The 17,218-nt window shown below is 63.1% G+C and carries 17 protein-coding genes; 13 read left to right on the top strand and 4 right to left on the bottom strand.

The features are described from left to right. Nucleotides 1-65 precede the first annotated feature (65 nt). The 4 genes from ugpA to ACFHWW_RS19410 all read left to right on the top strand — a co-directional run bounded on the left by ugpA (nt 66) and on the right by ACFHWW_RS19410 (nt 3,601). On the top strand, nt 66-947 hold the full coding sequence (gene ugpA, locus ACFHWW_RS19425; RefSeq protein ID WP_018098461.1) for a sn-glycerol-3-phosphate ABC transporter permease UgpA: 882 nt from the start codon (nt 66-68) through the stop codon (nt 945-947). 8 nt (nt 948-955) lie between these two features. After that, nucleotides 956-1,804 carry a sn-glycerol-3-phosphate ABC transporter permease UgpE gene (ugpE, locus tag ACFHWW_RS19420; protein WP_018098462.1) on the top strand — a complete coding sequence of 283 codons (849 nt, stop codon included), beginning with the start codon at nt 956-958 and terminating at the stop codon, nt 1,802-1,804. Continuing rightward, nucleotides 1,804-2,853 carry a sn-glycerol-3-phosphate import ATP-binding protein UgpC gene (locus tag ACFHWW_RS19415; RefSeq protein ID WP_275598775.1) on the top strand — a complete coding sequence of 350 codons (1,050 nt, stop codon included), beginning with the start codon at nt 1,804-1,806 and terminating at the stop codon, nt 2,851-2,853. Before ugpE ends, ACFHWW_RS19415 begins: the two co-directional genes overlap by 1 nt. A 121-nt stretch (nt 2,854-2,974) precedes the next feature. Beyond that, a complete protein-coding gene (locus tag ACFHWW_RS19410; RefSeq protein WP_379940189.1) occupies nt 2,975-3,601 on the top strand; it encodes a glutathione S-transferase family protein in 627 nt (208 codons plus the stop codon). Between the two features lie 102 nt (nt 3,602-3,703). On the opposite strand, the gene ACFHWW_RS19405 is transcribed toward ACFHWW_RS19410, so the two are convergent. The 4 genes from ACFHWW_RS19405 to ACFHWW_RS19390 all read right to left on the bottom strand — a co-directional run bounded on the left by ACFHWW_RS19405 (nt 3,704) and on the right by ACFHWW_RS19390 (nt 8,434). Continuing rightward, nucleotides 3,704-4,777: an alcohol dehydrogenase family protein gene (locus ACFHWW_RS19405; RefSeq protein WP_379940187.1), complete on the bottom strand. Its 1,074-nt coding sequence runs from the start codon at nt 4,775-4,777 to the stop codon at nt 3,704-3,706. Nucleotides 4,778-4,788: 11 nt separating this feature from the next. Further along, nucleotides 4,789-6,165 (bottom strand): aspartate aminotransferase family protein, encoded by a 1,377-nt coding sequence (locus ACFHWW_RS19400; RefSeq protein WP_379940185.1) that lies wholly within the window; start codon nt 6,163-6,165, stop codon nt 4,789-4,791. 120 nt (nt 6,166-6,285) lie between these two features. Next, complete coding sequence (locus ACFHWW_RS19395) at nt 6,286-7,782, bottom strand: NAD-dependent succinate-semialdehyde dehydrogenase (RefSeq protein WP_379940183.1); 1,497 nt, start codon at nt 7,780-7,782, stop codon at nt 6,286-6,288. A gap of 157 nt (nt 7,783-7,939) precedes the next feature. Beyond that, nucleotides 7,940-8,434 (bottom strand): Lrp/AsnC family transcriptional regulator, encoded by a 495-nt coding sequence (locus tag ACFHWW_RS19390; RefSeq protein WP_100672351.1) that lies wholly within the window; start codon nt 8,432-8,434, stop codon nt 7,940-7,942. Between the two features lie 104 nt (nt 8,435-8,538). Between ACFHWW_RS19390 and ACFHWW_RS19385 the strand changes: the two genes are divergently transcribed. The 9 genes from ACFHWW_RS19385 to doeA all read left to right on the top strand — a co-directional run bounded on the left by ACFHWW_RS19385 (nt 8,539) and on the right by doeA (nt 17,215). After that, nucleotides 8,539-9,924 (top strand): PLP-dependent aminotransferase family protein, encoded by a 1,386-nt coding sequence (locus ACFHWW_RS19385; protein ID WP_379940181.1) that lies wholly within the window; start codon nt 8,539-8,541, stop codon nt 9,922-9,924. 170 nt (nt 9,925-10,094) lie between these two features. Next, nucleotides 10,095-10,880: an ectoine/hydroxyectoine ABC transporter ATP-binding protein EhuA gene (gene ehuA, locus ACFHWW_RS19380; protein WP_379940179.1), complete on the top strand. Its 786-nt coding sequence runs from the start codon at nt 10,095-10,097 to the stop codon at nt 10,878-10,880. 58 nt (nt 10,881-10,938) lie between these two features. Continuing rightward, nucleotides 10,939-11,790 carry an ectoine/hydroxyectoine ABC transporter substrate-binding protein EhuB gene (gene ehuB, locus ACFHWW_RS19375; RefSeq protein ID WP_379940177.1) on the top strand — a complete coding sequence of 284 codons (852 nt, stop codon included), beginning with the start codon at nt 10,939-10,941 and terminating at the stop codon, nt 11,788-11,790. A gap of 103 nt (nt 11,791-11,893) precedes the next feature. After that, nucleotides 11,894-12,553, top strand: coding sequence for an ectoine/hydroxyectoine ABC transporter permease subunit EhuC (gene ehuC / locus ACFHWW_RS19370; protein WP_003525889.1), 660 nt, complete (start codon nt 11,894-11,896; stop codon nt 12,551-12,553). A 2-nt stretch (nt 12,554-12,555) separates the two neighbouring features. Beyond that, nucleotides 12,556-13,218 (top strand): ectoine/hydroxyectoine ABC transporter permease subunit EhuD, encoded by a 663-nt coding sequence (gene ehuD, locus ACFHWW_RS19365; protein ID WP_018098471.1) that lies wholly within the window; start codon nt 12,556-12,558, stop codon nt 13,216-13,218. After that, a complete protein-coding gene (gene eutA / locus ACFHWW_RS19360) occupies nt 13,218-14,003 on the top strand; it encodes an ectoine utilization protein EutA (RefSeq protein ID WP_379940173.1) in 786 nt (261 codons plus the stop codon). Before ehuD ends, eutA begins: the two co-directional genes overlap by 1 nt. Beyond that, complete coding sequence (gene eutB / locus ACFHWW_RS19355) at nt 14,000-15,004, top strand: hydroxyectoine utilization dehydratase EutB (protein ID WP_379940171.1); 1,005 nt, start codon at nt 14,000-14,002, stop codon at nt 15,002-15,004. Before eutA ends, eutB begins: the two co-directional genes overlap by 4 nt. Further along, nucleotides 15,001-15,990 (top strand): ectoine utilization protein EutC, encoded by a 990-nt coding sequence (gene eutC / locus ACFHWW_RS19350; RefSeq protein ID WP_379940169.1) that lies wholly within the window; start codon nt 15,001-15,003, stop codon nt 15,988-15,990. Before eutB ends, eutC begins: the two co-directional genes overlap by 4 nt. A 43-nt stretch (nt 15,991-16,033) precedes the next feature. Further along, nucleotides 16,034-17,215: an ectoine hydrolase DoeA gene (gene doeA / locus ACFHWW_RS19345; RefSeq protein ID WP_379940167.1), complete on the top strand. Its 1,182-nt coding sequence runs from the start codon at nt 16,034-16,036 to the stop codon at nt 17,213-17,215. The last annotated feature ends 3 nt before the right edge of the window (nt 17,216-17,218 follow it).

The following is a 17,218-nucleotide window of genomic DNA, read 5'->3' as shown; positions in this document are numbered from 1 at the left end:
CATGCCACCCTGACGTGATCTCGGGCCGATCCGGCCCCAGATCATCGTGATCCAGGAGATTGCTCGTGCAGCGTGTCGTCTTTCCGAACAAAATCCTCCCTTACCTGCTCGTCGCTCCGCAGATCGTGTTGACGATCGTCTTCTTCTTCTGGCCGGCAAGCCAGGCGCTCTACCAATCGGTGATCCGTGAAGACCCGTTCGGCCTGAAAAGCGGCTTCGTCGGTTTCGCAAACTTCAGCGCCGTGCTTTCGGAGGCGAATTATCTCAACTCGCTGAAGGTCACGGTGATCTTCAGCATTCTCACCGCGCTACTGGCGATGGGCGTCGCCCTGCTTCTCGCCACGGCCGCCGACCGCGTCGTGCGCGGCAAGACCTTCTATCGCACCCTGCTGATCTGGCCCTATGCCGTGGCACCGGCCGTCGCGGGCATGCTGTGGCTGTTCATGTTCAATCCGGCGATGGGCACCTTCGCCTACATGCTGAGGCGCAACGGCATTCATTGGGATCCGTTGCTGAACGGCAATCACGCCATGATCCTGATCGTCGTTGCCGCGGCCTGGAAACAGATCAGCTACAATTTTCTCTTCTTCGTCGCCGGGCTCCAGGCCATACCCAAGTCGCTCATCGAAGCGGCGGCGATCGACGGAGCGCGCGGCACCCGGCGTTTCTGGACGATCATCTTCCCGCTGCTGGCGCCGACGACCTTTTTCCTGCTGGTGGTCAACACCGTCTACGCCTTCTTCGATACGTTCGGCATCATCCACTCGGTGACGGGCGGCGGGCCGGCGAGGGCGACGGAAACGCTGGTCTACAAGGTCTATAACGACGGCTTCGTCAATCTGAACCTCGGCTCGTCCGCGGCCCAGTCCGTGATCCTCATGGCGATCGTCATAGGCCTTACCGCCTTTCAGTTCCGGTTCGTCGAAAGGCGTGTCCACTATGGTTGAAATCGCCAATGATTGAAAAACGCCCCATATCCAACCTGATCGGGCACCTGATGCTGATCATCGGCATCATCATCGTGGTCTTCCCGATCTATTACACCTTCGTCGCCTCGAGCATGAGCTCGGTCGAGATCATCCGGCCGCCGATGCCGCTCGTTCCCGGCACGCGGCTTGCCGAGAATTATGGCGAAGCGCTTTCCGGTGGCGTCGAGCGCGTGGTCGGCGTCAGCCTGGAACGCTTGCTGTTCAACACATTCGTGGTGGCGATCGCGATCGCCGTGGGCAAGATCGTCATTTCCTTCCTCTCGGCCTTCGCCATCGTATTCTTCCGATTCCCGCTGCGCATGGCCTTCTTCTGGATGATCTTCATCACGCTGATGCTCCCGGTGGAAGTGCGGATCCTGCCGACCTACAAGGTGATCGTCGATCTCGGACTGATCGACACCTATGCGGGGCTGACGCTTCCCCTGATGGCCTCGGCGACGGCCACCTTTCTTTTCCGGCAGTTCTTTCTCACCATACCGGGCGAGCTCGTTGAAGCGGCCCGAATCGACAATGCCGGGCCGTTCCGCTTCATGCGGGATATTCTGCTGCCGCTTTCAAAGACGAATATCGCGGCACTTTTCGTGATCCTCTTCATATACGGCTGGACGCAATATCTCTGGCCGCTGCTGGTCACGAATGACAGCCGGATGAACACGATCATCATCGCCCTGAGAAAGATGGTCGATTTCACGGATGCGTCGACCCCGTGGAACTACGTCATGGTGACCGCCATCCTCGCGATCATCCCGCCTGTCGCTGTGGTCGTCCTGATGCAGCGCTGGTTCGTCAAGGGCCTCGTCGAAACGGAGAAGTAATGGCAACGATCACTCTCAAGGATGTCCACAAGACCTATCACGGCGACATCGCCGCGATCCGCGGCGTTTCGCTTGCGATTGCCGACGGCGAGTTCATCGTGCTCGTCGGCCCTTCCGGCTGCGGAAAATCGACACTGCTGAGGATGATCGCGGGGCTCGAGAGCATCACGTCAGGCGAGATCTCCATCGGCGACCGCGTCGTCAACGGGCTGGAGCCATCCGAGCGCGACATTGCGATGGTCTTTCAGAACTACGCGCTCTATCCGCATATGACGGTGCGTCAAAATCTCAGCTATGGCCTGAAGAACCGCAACACGCCGAAGGAAGAAATCGAACGCCGGATAGCCAAGGCGGCGAAGTCCCTGGAGATAGAGCCCTTCCTGGATCGAAAGCCCCGTCAGCTTTCAGGCGGGCAGCGCCAGCGCGTGGCCATGGGGCGCGCCATCGTCCGGGAGCCTGCGGCCTTCCTGTTCGACGAGCCGCTCTCGAACCTCGACGCCAAACTCAGGGTCCAGATGCGTGTCGAAATCAAGCGCCTTCAACGGGCGCTAGGCACGACCAGCGTCTACGTCACCCACGATCAGCTTGAAGCGATGACGCTCGCCGACCGCCTGGTGGTTTTGAACGGGGGCAGGATCGAGCAGGTCGGTACGCCGATCGAGCTGTACGAGAAGCCGGCGACGGCTTTCGTCGCAACTTTCATCGGCTCGCCGTCGATGAACCTTCTCGATGTCGATACCGGCAATGCCGCCTGGTCCGCTCCGGCGGCGCTCGTCGGGAAGCCGGGGCTTGCGACGATTGGGATCCGACCTGAGGACATTACCCTCGCCGGTGCCACGGACGCCGGCGACCGCTTCAGAGCCCGCGTGCGCGTCGGCGCCGTGGAACTCGTCGGCGCCGAAAGCTATGTGCACGGCACGCTGGCGAACGGCGAGCCGCTCGTATTCAGGGTTGCCGGCCGTTCCCGCATAGCGATTGACGAGGAGGTCGAAGTCGCCGCGGCGCCGGAAAGCCTGCATTGGTTCGACGCCGCCGGGCGGCGTTCATAGCGCGAAAGGGGTAAGGGCGTCCCGCTCGCCAGGTTTTTGCAATCCCTTGTCGGCACGGCCTTTCCTGCAACGTCCTTGTGGGTAGCCATGTCGACGATGGCGAAAAATCAGGAGACCCGAGATGATGAAATTATATGGATTAGGTCCGACGCGCTCGCTTCGCGCGCTTTGGGCGCTTCAGGAGCTGGATGCGGAGTTCGAGTTCGTGCGCGTCAACATACTGGCCGGCGAGAACCTTCACCCGGATTTCCTGCGCCTCAACCCGGCGGGCAAGCTTCCGGTGCTGGTCGACGGCGACTTCGTCCTCACGGAATCCGCCGCGATCGTCATGTATCTGGCGGAAAAGTATGGTGACAAAGGGCTTATGCCGGCGGACCTGAAGGAAAGGGCGCAGGCATATCGATGGTCTCTGTTCGCGGTTACCGAACTCGAACAGCCGCTATGGCGGATAGCCAAGCACACATTTCTTTATCCCGAAGACAAGCGCCTGCCTGAAGATATCGCTCTAGCCAGAGAGGAATTCGCGGCCATGGCAGCAGTGCTTGACCGGCACATGGACGGGCGCGCGTTCATCGTCGGCGACAACATAACCGTGGCCGACTGCGTCACAGCCTATGTCCTGGACTGGGGCAACGAAAACGGGCTGATCGACAGCTTTCCAAATCTAAAAGCATATCTGGAACGGATGTATGCGCGTCCAAGGGCGCCGCAGCGCATTGCGGAGGCCGTTGCGAGCCTTCAGAGCTAGAACGGGATCAGGAATGATCCAGAGCGCTGACCCCTCTGCCCTGCCGGCCACCGGCAGAGGGGTCGTACTTGGTCGGCTCTGCCGCTTCGCGCCGTTGTGCCCTTAATCCGGCACGACCACGAGCTTGCCGACGAAGTTCTTCGCCATGAAGTCCGTCTGTGCCCGATGGAATTCCGATAGCGGATAGACGCCGCCGACGAGTGGCCGGATCTTTCTCTCCTCGATATAACGGACGAGGCGGCGGAAATCGGCGCGGCTGCCCTGGCTCGATCCGTGCAGCTCCAACTGCTTCAGATACATCGTCCTGAGATCGAGCTGCACGACCGGCCCGGCGATTGCGCCGGCGGTGGTGTAGCGGCCTTCCGGGTGCAGGATCTTCAGGAGGTCGTTGAAGAGGGGACCGCCGACGAGATCGGCGACCACATCGATCGGCCGGCCGCCGCTTGCCGCCTCCACCGCTTCGGCGAGGTCGCCTTGACCGCGGGTGACGACGGCCTGCGCGCCGATGTCGAGCATCGCCGCTTCCTTGCCCGGTCCGGCAACTGCTATCGGAACGGCGCCACGGGCGCGGGCGAGCTGGACGATCGCGGAGCCGACGCCACCCGAGGCGCCGGTCACGAGCACGGTTTCGCCGGCGGCAAGCCGCGCCCGTTCCAGCATTCGCTCGCCGGTGAGATAGGCGCAGCAGAAGGTGGCGAGCTCGACATCGGTCAGGTCGGTCGCGACCACATGGGCGTTTTCGGCCGGAAGTGCCATATATTCGGCATAGCCGCCATCGCGGCCATGACCCATGTAATCGATGTCGGCAAGACTGTCGTCGTCGCGGTTGTAGATCGAGAAATCGACCATGACGCGTTCGCCGATGCGCGCCCGGTCGACGCCTTCGCCGACGGCAACGATATAACCGACCGTGTCCGTACCCTGAATGCGCGGGAAGGTCAGGGTGTTGCCGTGGCGGCGCCAGGTCGAGACGGCGGACGGATCGTCCTCTGTCCCATAGGCGCCTTCGCGCACCCAGACGTCGGTATTGTTCATGCCGCAGGCAGTGACCTTGATCAGCACCTCGCCCGCAGCCGGAGCCGGGACGGGTACGTCCCGGCTGTAGACCAGCTTCTCCAAGCCGCCGTGCCCCGTCAAAAGCACCGCGGTCATGGTCTTCGGAACAGAATGCATCATACGCATTTTCCTCAGCGGCCGAGTACGGACTGGATGGCTTCGGCTGCCGCCTTGACGACGATGTCGGCTTCGTCTCGCGTCAGGCAGAGCGGCGGCGCGAAGCCGAGAATGTCGCCCTGCGGCATGGCGCGGCCGATGACGCCGCGTTCGAGGAGCGCTGCCGCGACCTGCGGTCCGACCTTGCGGCCCGGATCGAAGAAGGCGCGATCATCGCGGTCCTCGACGAACTCGATCGCCGCCATCAGGCCGTCGCCGCGCACTTCGCCGACATGGCGATGATCGCCCACGGCCTTTTCCAGTTCGGTCCGGAAATAGGCACCCGTCGAACCGGCATTCTCGACGATGCCGAGTTCGTCGATCAGTTCCAGGTTCGCGATGCCGGCGGCAGCGCAGATCGGATGGGCCGAATAGGTCCAGCCATGGCCGATGGCGCCGAGCTCGTCCGAGCCCTTCACCAGCACCTGCCAGAGCTTGTCGGAGACGATCGTGCCGGAAAGCGGCGCATAGGCGGAGGTCAGCCCCTTGGCGATGGTGATCAGGTCAGGCCTGATGCCGTAATGGTCGGAACCGAACATGGTGCCCAGACGGCCGAAGCCGGTGACCACCTCGTCGGCGACAAGCAGGATATCGTATTTCTGAAGGACGGCCTGGATCTTCTCCCAATAGCCCTTCGGCGGCGGCACGATGCCACCGGTGCCGAGGATCGGCTCGCCGATGAAGGCGGCAACGGTGTCGGGACCTTCGGCGAGGATCATCTCTTCCAGCTTGTCAGCGCAATACTGCGAGAATTGCTCTTCGCCCATCGAGCGATCGGGACGGCGGAAGTAGTAGGGCGCTTCTGTGTGCAGGATCGGCGCCCGCGGCAGGTCGAAGGCGTTGTGGAAGAGATGAAGGCCGGTGAGCGAACCGGTCATCACGCCCGAACCGTGATAGCCGCGCCAACGCGAAATGATCTTCTTCTTCTCCGGGCGGCCGAGAATGTTGTTGTAGTACCAGATCAGCTTGATGTTGGTCTCGTTGGCGTCAGAGCCCGAAAGTCCGAAATAGACGCGGCTCATGCCTTCCGGCGCCCGGTCGATGATCATCTTGGAAAGCCGGATCGACGCTTCGGTGCCGTGGCCCACATAGGAATGGTAGTAGGCGAGGTTCTTAGCCTGTTCGGCAATCGCGTCGGCGATCTTCTGGCGGCCGTAGCCGACATTGACGCAATAGAGGCCGGCAAAGGCATCGAGGCTGCGCTTGCCGGATATATCGGTGATGTAGACGCCTTCGCCGCCGCCGATCACGCGGGTCGGGGTTTCGCCGCGCGCATGCATCCCCATATGGGTCGAGGGATGGAAGAAGTGGTCGCGGTCCCAGGCGGTGAGTTCGTTGCTTCTTTCGAGCATGGTCTTTCCTTTCATGAAATCCGGAGCATTTCGGCCGAACCGCGAAAACGCCCTATCCTGTTGTTTTTACCCAATTCCGGACGCAAAATCGCTACGCAGTTTTGCTGGAAACAGCCCAGGTCAGGCAGCGGTGTCGATGCAGAGATATTTGAGCTCGGTGAAGGCCTCCATGCCATGGCGGGAGCCTTCCCGGCCGAGGCCCGATTGTTTCCAGCCGCCGAAGGGGATCGGGCCGCCGGTGATCTTCACCCGATTGATTGCCACCATACCGTATTCGAGGGCGCGGGCGAGCCGCATCTGGCGGGCGCCGTTTTCGGTCACGACATAGGCGACGAGCCCGTATTCCGTGTCGTTCGCCCGCGCGACCACTTCGTCTTCGCTGTCGAAGGCGGTTACGGCCGCGACGGGGCCGAAGGTCTCATCGCGCATGATGAGCGCGTCGTCGGGCACATCCGTCAGAAGGGTGGGCTGGAAAAAGAGCGGCCCGGCGGCGTGGCGCTTGCCGCCGACGGCAAGCCTGGCGCCCAGCTTCACCGCGTCCGCGACCTGTTCCTCGACCTTGGCGACGGCGCGTTCGTGCATCAGCGGACCGATATCCGTGTTTGGCTCCATCCCGGAGCCGACTTTCAGGCCGGAAATTCGTGCGGCAAAAGCTTCCTGGAATGCCTTGAGAACGGGCCGCTCGACGTAAATCCGATTGGCGGCAAGGCAATCTTGTCCTGATGTCGCGAACTTCGCGGCGATCGCAATATCGGCGGCTTTTTCGACATTCGCGTCCGCAAAGACGATCAGGGGGGCATGCCCGCCGAGCTCCATTACCAGCCGCTTCATCGTGGGCGCACATTGGGAGGCGATCAGGTGGCCGATCTCGGTAGAGCCGGTGAAGCTCATGGCGCGTATCCGTGCGTCTTCGCACATTCGTCCGACGATCGTTGCGGCTTTGCCGGTGACGACATTGAAGACGCCTGCGGGAAGACCGGCGCGCTCGCCGAGCTCGGCCAGGGCGAGCGCCGAAAGAGGGGTTTCGGAGGAAGGATGCGCCACCACGGTGCAGCCTGCGGCAAGGGCGGCGGCCGCCTTCCGGGTGATCATCGCGGAAGGGAAGTTCCAGGGCGTGACGATGCCGACGACGCCGAGCGCTTCGCGGCGCACGATCATTTCGGCCCCGGCAAGATGGCTCGTCACGCTTTCGGCATTGAGGCGTTTGCCTTCCTCGGCATACCACTCGATGAAGGATGCCGCGTAATCGATCTCGCCGCGCGACTCGGCAAGCGGCTTGCCCTGTTCAAGGGTCATCAACAAGGCGAGGTCCTCGCGGGCTTCGAGCATCAGGTCGTGCCATTTGCGCAGGATGGCGGCGCGCGCCTGCGGCAGCATGTTGCGCCAGGACCTGAATGCCTTTTCCGCCGCGTCGATCGCCTCGGAGGTTTGGGCAGCGTCGAGCGAGGCGACGAAGGCGAGGGCGGCGCCGCTGGCCGGGTCGCTCACCTCCAGGCATGTACCGTCCCGGCCGGCAACCCAGCGGCCGCCGACATAGGCCAGCTCCCGCAGCAATTGCCGGTCGTTCAGGTTTTTCAACGCGTCGTGAAAGGCTGTGCGCGCAAAGACGGCGGTCATATCGGTTCTCCTCGACTGTTGCGGGAAGAGTGCCATGCTTGTCGAGATAGATTGTCCAATCGGCGGTGGCGGAGGAGAGAGTTTGACCAAAGCGCGGGCAATGGGGAGAGAGATTGTCTATGTGGCGTGCCGGTGGGGTGGCCACACCCGCTGCCGACTATTCCTGCCCTGCCGGCGCGTGCGGTAGCAGCGAGCCGAACGGCAGCACCGTTTCTTCCTTTACCGTCTTCGTGACGATGTAGGTGAAATAGCGGTCGATGCCGAGTTCGCGTTCGAGCAGGCCGTCGACCAGCCGCTGATAGGCATCGATGTCCGCGGTCATGACCTTGAGGATATAGTCGACCCCGCCGCCGACCGACCAGCAGGCGACGATCTCGGGGATCGCGGCGATGGCGCGCTCGAACCGGTCGAAATCGGCCTGGCGGTGATTGCCGAGCGTCACCTCCATCATGACGCTGGCGACCGGCGCCACCCGGCGCAGCGCAACGCGGGCGTGATAGCCGGTGACGATGCCGGCTTTCTCCAGCTTTCTGAGCCGCATCCAGCAGGGCGTCGGCGACAGGCCGGCCTTCTCGGCGAGCGCCAGCTTGGTGATACGCCCGTCGGCCTGGATCGCTTCGAGGATCCGCAGATCGATCGCATCGAGCTTCATAAAGAGGTCCTTCCGTCGGTGTTGGTCACGTCAAAGTCGGGAAACGACATTGGGTGCTCACTTTTACATTGTCAATTGAGCTGATTTTGATCACTGTTCAAATCATGACAAATTGGACGCCCGACACGACACTTCTGCGCCGCCCCGCCTATCTCTCTCTGGCGGACCAGTTCGCCCGCGCCATCCAGGAGGGGAGGCTCCAGAACGGCACGCGGCTGCCGACGCATCGCAAGCTCGCCGACGATCTGAAGCTCTCGGTGCAGACGGTGAGTCGCGCCTATGACGAGCTCATCCGGCGGGGCTTGATCTCCGGGGAGGTCGGACGCGGCAGTTTCGTACAGACGCGGCCGCGCGAGCCGGAGCCGCCTTATTTGCCGGAACGCCTTGGCGAATTGATCGATCTTTCGATCTTGAAGCCCGTCTGCGAGCAGTACCATCTGGAAAAGATGCGGCAGGGTTTTGCCTGGCTTGCCGAGAACCTGCCGCCGAGTTCCGCGCTTTCCTTCCGCCCGAACATGGTGTTCCCGCGTCACCGCAATGTCGCGGCCGAATGGCTCTTGCGCTGCGGGCTCGATGTTTCGCCGCTCAACATCAACCTGACGAACGGCGCCACCTCGGCCATGACCGTGGCGCTGATGAGTGTGGCACCGCCCGGTTCGACAGTCGCGACGGAGGCCGTCAGCCATCATACGCTCGTGCCGCTTTCGACCTATCTCGGCATCCACCTTCAGGGTCTCGCGATAGACGGCGACGGCATGATCCCGGATGCGCTGGACGAAGCCTGCCGCAAGGGCGTGATCCGCGCGGTCTTTCTGCAGCCCTCGGTCATCAACCCGACCGCGACCCTGATGAGCGCCGAGCGGCGGGCAGCGCTGGCGGAGGTGGCGCGCCGGCATGACATCGCCATCATAGAGAACGACATTCTCGGACCCTTGGTGGAAGAACGCCTGCTCCCGGTCGCCGCACTGGCGCCCGAGCGCACGCTCTATGTGACGAGCTTCACCAAGATCACCGTGCCGGGCCTCAGGATCGGCTATCTGGTGGCGCCTGACCGCTACGTGGCCGCCGTCGCCAACCGGCATCTGGTTTCCAACTGGATGGCGACCCCCGCGATTGCAGAGATCGCAACGCAATGGGTGAGCGACGGAACGGCGATCGAGCTGGTGAACTGGCAGCGCCGGGCGCTCGCCGCTCGCCATGCGATCGCCAAGGAAGTTCTGGCAAGCCTTGCCCATCACACCCATCCGCAGAGCCTGCATGTCTGGCTGCCACTGCCCGAGGGGCACCAGGAAGATGCCTTTGTTTCCCAGGCGCGCTTGCGCGGCGTCGCGATTGCGCCGGGCGCGTCCTTCCGAACGGCGGACAGCGGCTGGCGTCCGGCGGTCAGGATATCGCTCGGCTCGACGACCGAGCTGGAGCTGAGGTCCGGGCTCGGCATCGTCGCCTCTCTGGCGCTCGGTGAGCCCGAGGCGCTGCTCCTCGTCATTTGAGGCGAATGCTCAGCTTTTGAGCATGTTTCAAATAATTGTCATGATATTATTATTCAGATTGACATGATTTTGGAACCGGATCATCGTTAGGACATTAACGCATGGCGCCCAGAAGTATGCAGCGGTCTGGAGCGACGCCATGCGCTTCAGTCTCAAAGGGAGAGGCGTGAATGTCCCAGCCGATCATTCGCATCGACAACATCGTCAAGCGATACGGTTCCCTCACCGTGCTCGACGGCCTGTCGATGGAGGTGATGCCGGGCGAGAAGCTGGCTCTCATCGGGCCGTCCGGTTCGGGTAAGACGACCATCCTGCGCATTCTGATGACGCTCGAGACCATCAGCGACGGCTTCATCCAGGTCGACGGCGAGCATCTCTATCACATGAAGAAGGCCGGCAACCTCGTCCCTGCCGACGAGCGGCATCTTCATAAGATGCGCGAGAAGATCGGCATGGTCTTCCAGCACTTCAACCTGTTTCCTCATAAATGCGTTCTCGACAACGTTACGCTGGCGCCGATGCTGACCAAGGGCATGGCGCGCGCTGCGGCGGAAAAGCGCGCGATGGAACTGCTCGACATGGTGGGCTTGGCCGATAAGGCCAAGAGCATGCCGGCACAGCTTTCCGGCGGGCAGAAGCAGCGTGTTGCGATCGCCCGGGCGCTGGCGCTCTCACCCAAGGTCATGCTTTTCGACGAGGTCACCTCCGCGCTCGATCCCGAGCTCGTGGAGGAAGTCCTGAACGTCATGCGCAAGCTCGCGTCCGAGACGGACATGACCATGCTGCTCGTCACCCACGAGATGGGCTTTGCCCATGATTTCGCAGACCGGGTCCTTTTTTTTGACCGCGGCAAGATCGTGGAGGAAGGAAAACCCGAGGACATTTTCCGGCATCCCAAGCAGGAGCGCACACAGACTTTCCTGCGCAAGATCATAGCGGCAGGGCACCGCGTCTAAGCCTTACGGCCGACATTGCCTCAAGGAAAACATCGAGAGAACAGAGGAGTTGGGAACGATGAAACTGAGAGATATCATGGTAATGGCGGCAGGCGCCACCGCGTTGATGGCAGTTGCTGCGGCGACGCCAGCCGGCGCGGACGAGAACAAGCTCGAGGAGCTGAAAGAGCAGGGCTTCGCGCGCATCGCCATCGCCAACGAACCGCCCTTTACCGCCGTCGGAGCCGACGGCAAGGTCTCCGGCGCAGCACCGGATGTCGCCCGCGAGATCTTCAAGCGGCTCGGCGTTGCCGACGTCGTCGCCTCCATTTCCGAATACGGCGCGATGATCCCGGGCCTGCAGGCCGGGCGCCATGACGCAATCACCGCCGGTCTCTTCATGAAGCCGGAACGCTGCGCCGCCGTCGCCTATTCGCAGCCGATCCTCTGCGACGCCGAGGCCTTCGCGCTGAAGAAAGGCAACCCGCTCGGACTTAAGAGCTACAAGGACATCGCCGACAATCCGGACGCCAAGATCGGCGCACCGGGGGGCGGTACCGAGGAGAAGCTGGCGCTTGAAGCCGGCGTGCCGCGCGACCGCGTCATCGTGGTGCCGGATGGCCAGAGCGGATTGAAGATGCTGCAGGACGGCCGCATCGACGTCTACTCGCTGCCGGTCCTTTCGATCAACGATCTCGTCTCCAAGGCGAACGATCCGAACGTCGAGGTGCTGGCCCCCGTCGAGGGTGCGCCGGTCTATTGCGACGGCGCCGCCTTCAGAAAGGGCGACGAGGCGCTCCGCGACGCCTTCGATGTCGAGCTCGCCAAGCTGAAGGAGTCGGGCGAACTCGCGAAGATCATCGAACCCTATGGCTTCTCGGCCAAGGCTGCGATGTCGACCACCCGCGAAAAGCTCTGCGCCGCGAAATAAGCCCCGGGCTGGGGCTTCCCGCCGCCTTCCGTTCGCACAATGCGGAGGAAGGCGGTGTGGGCGGCGACGACCAAGCCGAAACTCTGACTGGAACAACGAAACGATGATCGACTGGTCCGGCTATATCGGATTGATCCTGCAGGGCGCCTGGGTGACCGTGCAACTGACCCTCATGGGTTCCGCGCTCGCCGTCGTGGTTGCCTTCGCTGCCGGCCTCGGGCGCCTCAGCCGGTTCATGGCCGTGCGCGCGCTTGCCACGACCTATATCGAATTCTTCCGCGGCACTTCCATTTTCGTGCAGCTCTTCTGGGTCTATTTCGTATTGCCGTTCGCCGGCATAACGCTGACGCCGCTGCAGGCGGGGGTCCTCGCGCTCGGCCTCAATGTCGGCGCCTATGGAGCGGAGGTCGTGCGGGGCGCGGTAAAGGCGATCGGCCGCGAGCAGCGCGAGGCCTGCATCGCGCTCAACCTCACGCGGTTCCAGGCGATGCGCCACATCGTCCTGCCCCAGGCGCTGCCTCTGATGCTGCCGACCTTCGGCAATAACGCCATCGAGCTCCTGAAAGGAACGGCGGTCGTGTCGCTGATCTCGCTCAGCGACATGACGTTTCAGGCCCAGGTGGTCCGCGCCCAGACCGGGAGCACGCTGATCCCGTTCGCGACCATCCTGCTGCTTTATTTCGTCATGGCCTGGCTGATCTCGCTCGGCATGCGGTGGCTCGAGAGGCGCGTTTCGCGCGGCCTCGACGGTGTGAGGGTCTGACCATGGAATGGGACTGGGAATTCGTCCGCCAGATCATGCCGACCCTCATCGAGGGGCTGAAGATCACGATCCTCGCGACGGCGCTCGGCTCGGTGGTCGCAGCGGTGATCGGCCTTGTCTTCGCCATCCTGCGGATGACCGCACCGGCTCCGATAGCGCGTGTCACGAGCTTTGCCGTCGAGTTCATCCGCGGAACGCCGCTGCTCGTGCAGCTCTACTTCATCTTCTACGTGCTTCCGGACATCGGAATCCGCCTGCCTGCGCTGGTCGCCGGCGTCATCGGTCTCGGCATCCACTACGGCACCTATGCCGCCGAGGTCTATCGTGCCGGCATCGAGAACGTGCCGCGCGGACAATGGGAAGCGGCCAAGGCGGCGAACCTCACGACCCGGCAAACCTGGATACACGTGATCCTGCCGCAGGCGATCCCGCCGATGATACCGGCGCTCGCCAATTACCTGATTGCCATGTTCAAGGAGACACCCCTGCTTTCGGCAATCACGGTGCTCGAACTTATGAACCAGGCAAAGAGCATCGCCAACAGCAATTATCGCTATATCGAGCCAATGACGCTGGTCGGGGTGTTCTTCCTGATCATGAGCCTGATCTCGGTCTTCTTCCTGCGCTGGCTCGAAGAGCGATATTCCCGGGTGGAGGAGCGCTGATGAGAACCCCTGTCGCCCTCTCGCTTGCGGCGCGCAGGCCGCGTCTCGACGAGCGGCCGCTCGACAAGCGGATCGGCCTCGTCATCCTCGCCACCGACCATACGACGGAAGTCGATTTCCAGCGCATGGTCGCGTCGGACCGGATCGGGGTCTATGTCACCCGTATCCCCTACGCCAATCCGGTGACGCCGGAGAATCTGCGGGCGATGCAGCCGTCGCTCACCGAAGCGGCAGCCTTGATCCTGCCGGACGAGATCCTGGACGTCGTCATGTATTCCTGCACCTCGGCCTCCGTGGTCATCGGCGACAGGGAGGTGGCTGCGGCGATCAAGGCCGCAAAGCCGGAGGCGGCCGTCGTGACGCCGACGGCCGCTTCGGTCCAAGGCTTGCGTGCACTGGATGCAAACAGGATTTCGGTGCTCACCCCTTACACGATCGAGACCAGCCGGCCCATGGCCGACTATTTCGCCGAGCGCGGCTTCGCAATCGACAGGTTTACCTGCCTGGGTCTTACCGACGACCGTGAGATGGCGCGGATCAGCCCGAAGGAGATCGTGGCCTTCGCAAAGGATGCGGCAGCGCCGGAATCGGACGCGCTTTTCATTTCCTGTACTGCCGTTCGCGCGGCAGGCGTCATCGCCGAAATCGAGCAGGCGATCGGCAAGCCGGTCGTCAGCAGCAATTACGCCACCGCCTGGGCTTGCCTCCGCCTTTGCGGCGATCGGGAAGCACGCCCGCAACTCGGACGGCTGATGGAGCTGCCACTCGAGGGGGAAAGGCCGTGAGCGCTTCTCTTCCCGTAACGATCGACGACATCGAGGTGGCGGCACGACGCATTTCCGGCCGTGTACTTACGACGCCGCTGGCAATGTCGGGCTCGTTGAGCGAGCTCTGCGGCGTGCCGGTCGGCTTGAAGCTCGAGCACCACCAGACGACCGGAAGCTTCAAGCTGCGCGGCGCGACCAATGCGGTGCTTTCGCTTTCTGCCGGCGACCGGGCGCTCGGCGTGATCGCGGCCTCGACCGGCAATCATGGCCGGGCACTTGCCCATGCTGCAAAGGCGGAAGGCTCGGTCGCTACGATCTGCATGTCGCACCTGGTGCCCGTGAACAAGGTCTCCGAAATCAGACGCCTCGGCGCCAATGTGCGGATTGTCGGCAATTCCCAGGACGAGGCGCAGGAAGAAGTCGAACGGCTCGTTGCGGAAAATGGTCTCGTGATGGTGCCGCCCTTCGACCATCCGGCGATCGTCGCAGGACAGGGGACGCTCGGGCTCGAGGTCGTGGCGCAGATGCCGGACGTTGCCATGGTGCTTGTACCCGTCTCGGGTGGCGGGCTGGCGGCCGGGGTGGCGGCAGCCGTCAAGGCGCGAAGACCGGCGACCCGTATCATAGGCCTGACGATGGAGCGCGGCGCGGCGATGAAGGCGAGCTTCGCCGCCGGCACACCCGTGCTCGTCGACGAACAGCCGAGCCTTGCGGATTCGCTCGGCGGCGGCATCGGCCTCGACAATCGCGTCACGTTCCGCATGTGCCGGGACCTCCTCGACGACATCATCCTTCTGACGGAAGCCGAAATCGCCGCCGGCATGCGCCACGCCTATGCCGAGGAGCGCGAGATCGTCGAAGGGGCGGGCGCCGTCGGCATTGCGGCGCTTCTCGCCGGCAAGATCAAGGACATCGACGGTCCCATCGCGGTCATTCTCTCGGGGCGCAACGTCGACATGGACCTGCACCTGCGCGTGATGAACGGCGAAACGGATCCATTCCGCGAGGAGACGGCATGACACGGATGAAGATACTGACCGAGGCGGAACTGCGGCGCATCGTGCCGCTCGATCGCGAAGCGGTTGCCTGCGTCGAGGATGCGTTCCGCGCTCTCGCCACGAAGGCGGTGGCTATGCCGCCTATCCTGAGGCTCGATATTCCGGAGCATCGCGGCGAGGTGGACGTCAAGACGGCCTATGTGCCGGGGCTCGACGGTTTTGCGATCAAGATCAGCCCGGGCTTCTTCGACAATCCGAAGATTGGCCTGCCGAGCACCAACGGCCTGATGGTGCTTCTGTCCAGCAAAACCGGGCTGGTGCAGGCACTCCTGCTCGACAACGGCTATCTGACCGACGTGCGTACGGCGGCGGCAGGGGCGGTCGCGGCGAAACATCTGTCGCGGGAAGATTCCTCGGTGGCCGCGGTCTTCGGCGCCGGCATGCAGGCAAGACTTCAGCTCGACGCGCTCGCGCTCGTGCGCCCGATCCGGGAAGCACGCATCTGGGCCCGCGATGCGGCCAAGGCTGAAACCGCGGCCACTGCTTTTGCCGGGAAGCTCGGCTTTCCGATCAAAGCCGAAACCGATCCGAGAGCGGCCATCGCAGGTGCCGACATCATCGTCACTACGACGCCGTCCGAGACGCCGGTCCTCAAGGCCGAATGGCTCGAGCCGGGGCAGCACGTCACGGCCATGGGTTCGGACGCCGAACACAAGAACGAACTGGACCCGCATGCGATCGCCCGCGCGACTTACGTCGCCGACAGCCTCAAACAGACGCGCAGGCTCGGCGAGCTGCATCACGCGATTGCCGCTCATCTCGTGTCTGCGGAGGCCGATTTCCCAGAACTCGGCCAGGTGATCGCCGGGCTGAAACCCGGACGCACGCGCGCCGACGAGATCACCATTGCCGACCTGACCGGCACCGGCATCCAGGACACGGCCATCGCCACGCTCGCCTTCGCGCGGGCCAACGCGGCGGACGCAGGCACCACATTGGAAAGTTGAGACCGGCACCCCTGCAAGGGGCCGGAAGAACGAGGGAAGAGACATGACCCAACCCAACCTCAAATTCTCCCTTGGAGAATATGAAGCGCGGCTTGCGAAGACCCGAAAGGCGATGGAGGCGAAAGGCGTCGACCTCCTGATCGTGAGCGATCCTTCCAACATGGCCTGGCTCACCGGCTATGACGGCTGGTCCTTCTACGTGCATCAGGCGGTCATCGTGCCGCCTTCGGGCGAACCGATCTGGTTCGGCCGCGGCCAGGATGCGAATGGCGCGAAGCTGACTGCCTATCTCGAGCACAAGAATATCGTCGGCTATCCCGACCACTACGTGCAGTCGACCGAACGCCACCCGATGGATTATCTCTCGGGCATTCTCGCCGATCGCGGCTTTGGTTCGCTCAGCATCGGTGTCGAAATGGACAATTACTGGTTCTCGGCGGCCGCCTTCGCCTCGCTGCAGAAACACCTGCCCAATGCGCGTTTCAGCGACGCCACGGCGCTGGTGAACTGGCAGCGTGCGGTCAAGAGCGAGACCGAGATCAAATACATGCGCAACGCGGCGCGGATCGTCGAAGCCATGCATCAGCGCATCTTCGACAAGATCGAAGTGGGTATGCGCAAGTGCGACCTGGTGGCGGAAATCTACGATGCGGGTACGCGCGGCGTCGACGGCATCGGCGGCGACTATCCGGCGATCGTGCCGCTTCTTCCTTCCGGCGTCGAGGCATCAGCGCCGCATCTCACCTGGGACGACCGGCCGATGAAGCGGGGCGAGGGCACCTTCTTCGAAATCGCCGGCTGCTACAACCGCTATCATGTGCCGCTGTCGCGCACGGTGTTCCTGGGTAAGCCGACCCAGGCCTTTCTGGACGCCGAGAAGGCGACGATCGAGGGCATGGAGGCAGGGCTTGCCGTCGCGAAACCGGGCAACACCTGCGAGGACATCGCGAACGCCTTCTTCGCCGTGCTGAAGAAATACGGGATCGTCAAGGACAACCGCACGGGCTACCCGATCGGTCTTTCCTATCCGCCGGATTGGGGCGAGCGCACGATGAGCCTGCGTCCGGGCGACAAGACGGAACTGAAGCCGGGGATGACATTCCACTTCATGACGGGGCTCTGGCTCGAGGATATGGGGTTCGAAACCACCGAGAGCATTCTCATCACCGAGAGCGGTGTCGAGTGCCTCGCCTCCGTGCCGCGCAAGCTGATGGTCAAGGACTGAGAG

The sequence above is a fragment of the Sinorhizobium sp. P24N7 genome (assembly GCF_042436655.1).
Lineage (GTDB): Bacteria > Pseudomonadota > Alphaproteobacteria > Rhizobiales > Rhizobiaceae > Sinorhizobium > Sinorhizobium meliloti_A.
Note: the sequence above shows the minus strand (reverse complement) of the source record. Positions and strands in the feature narration are given on the sequence as shown.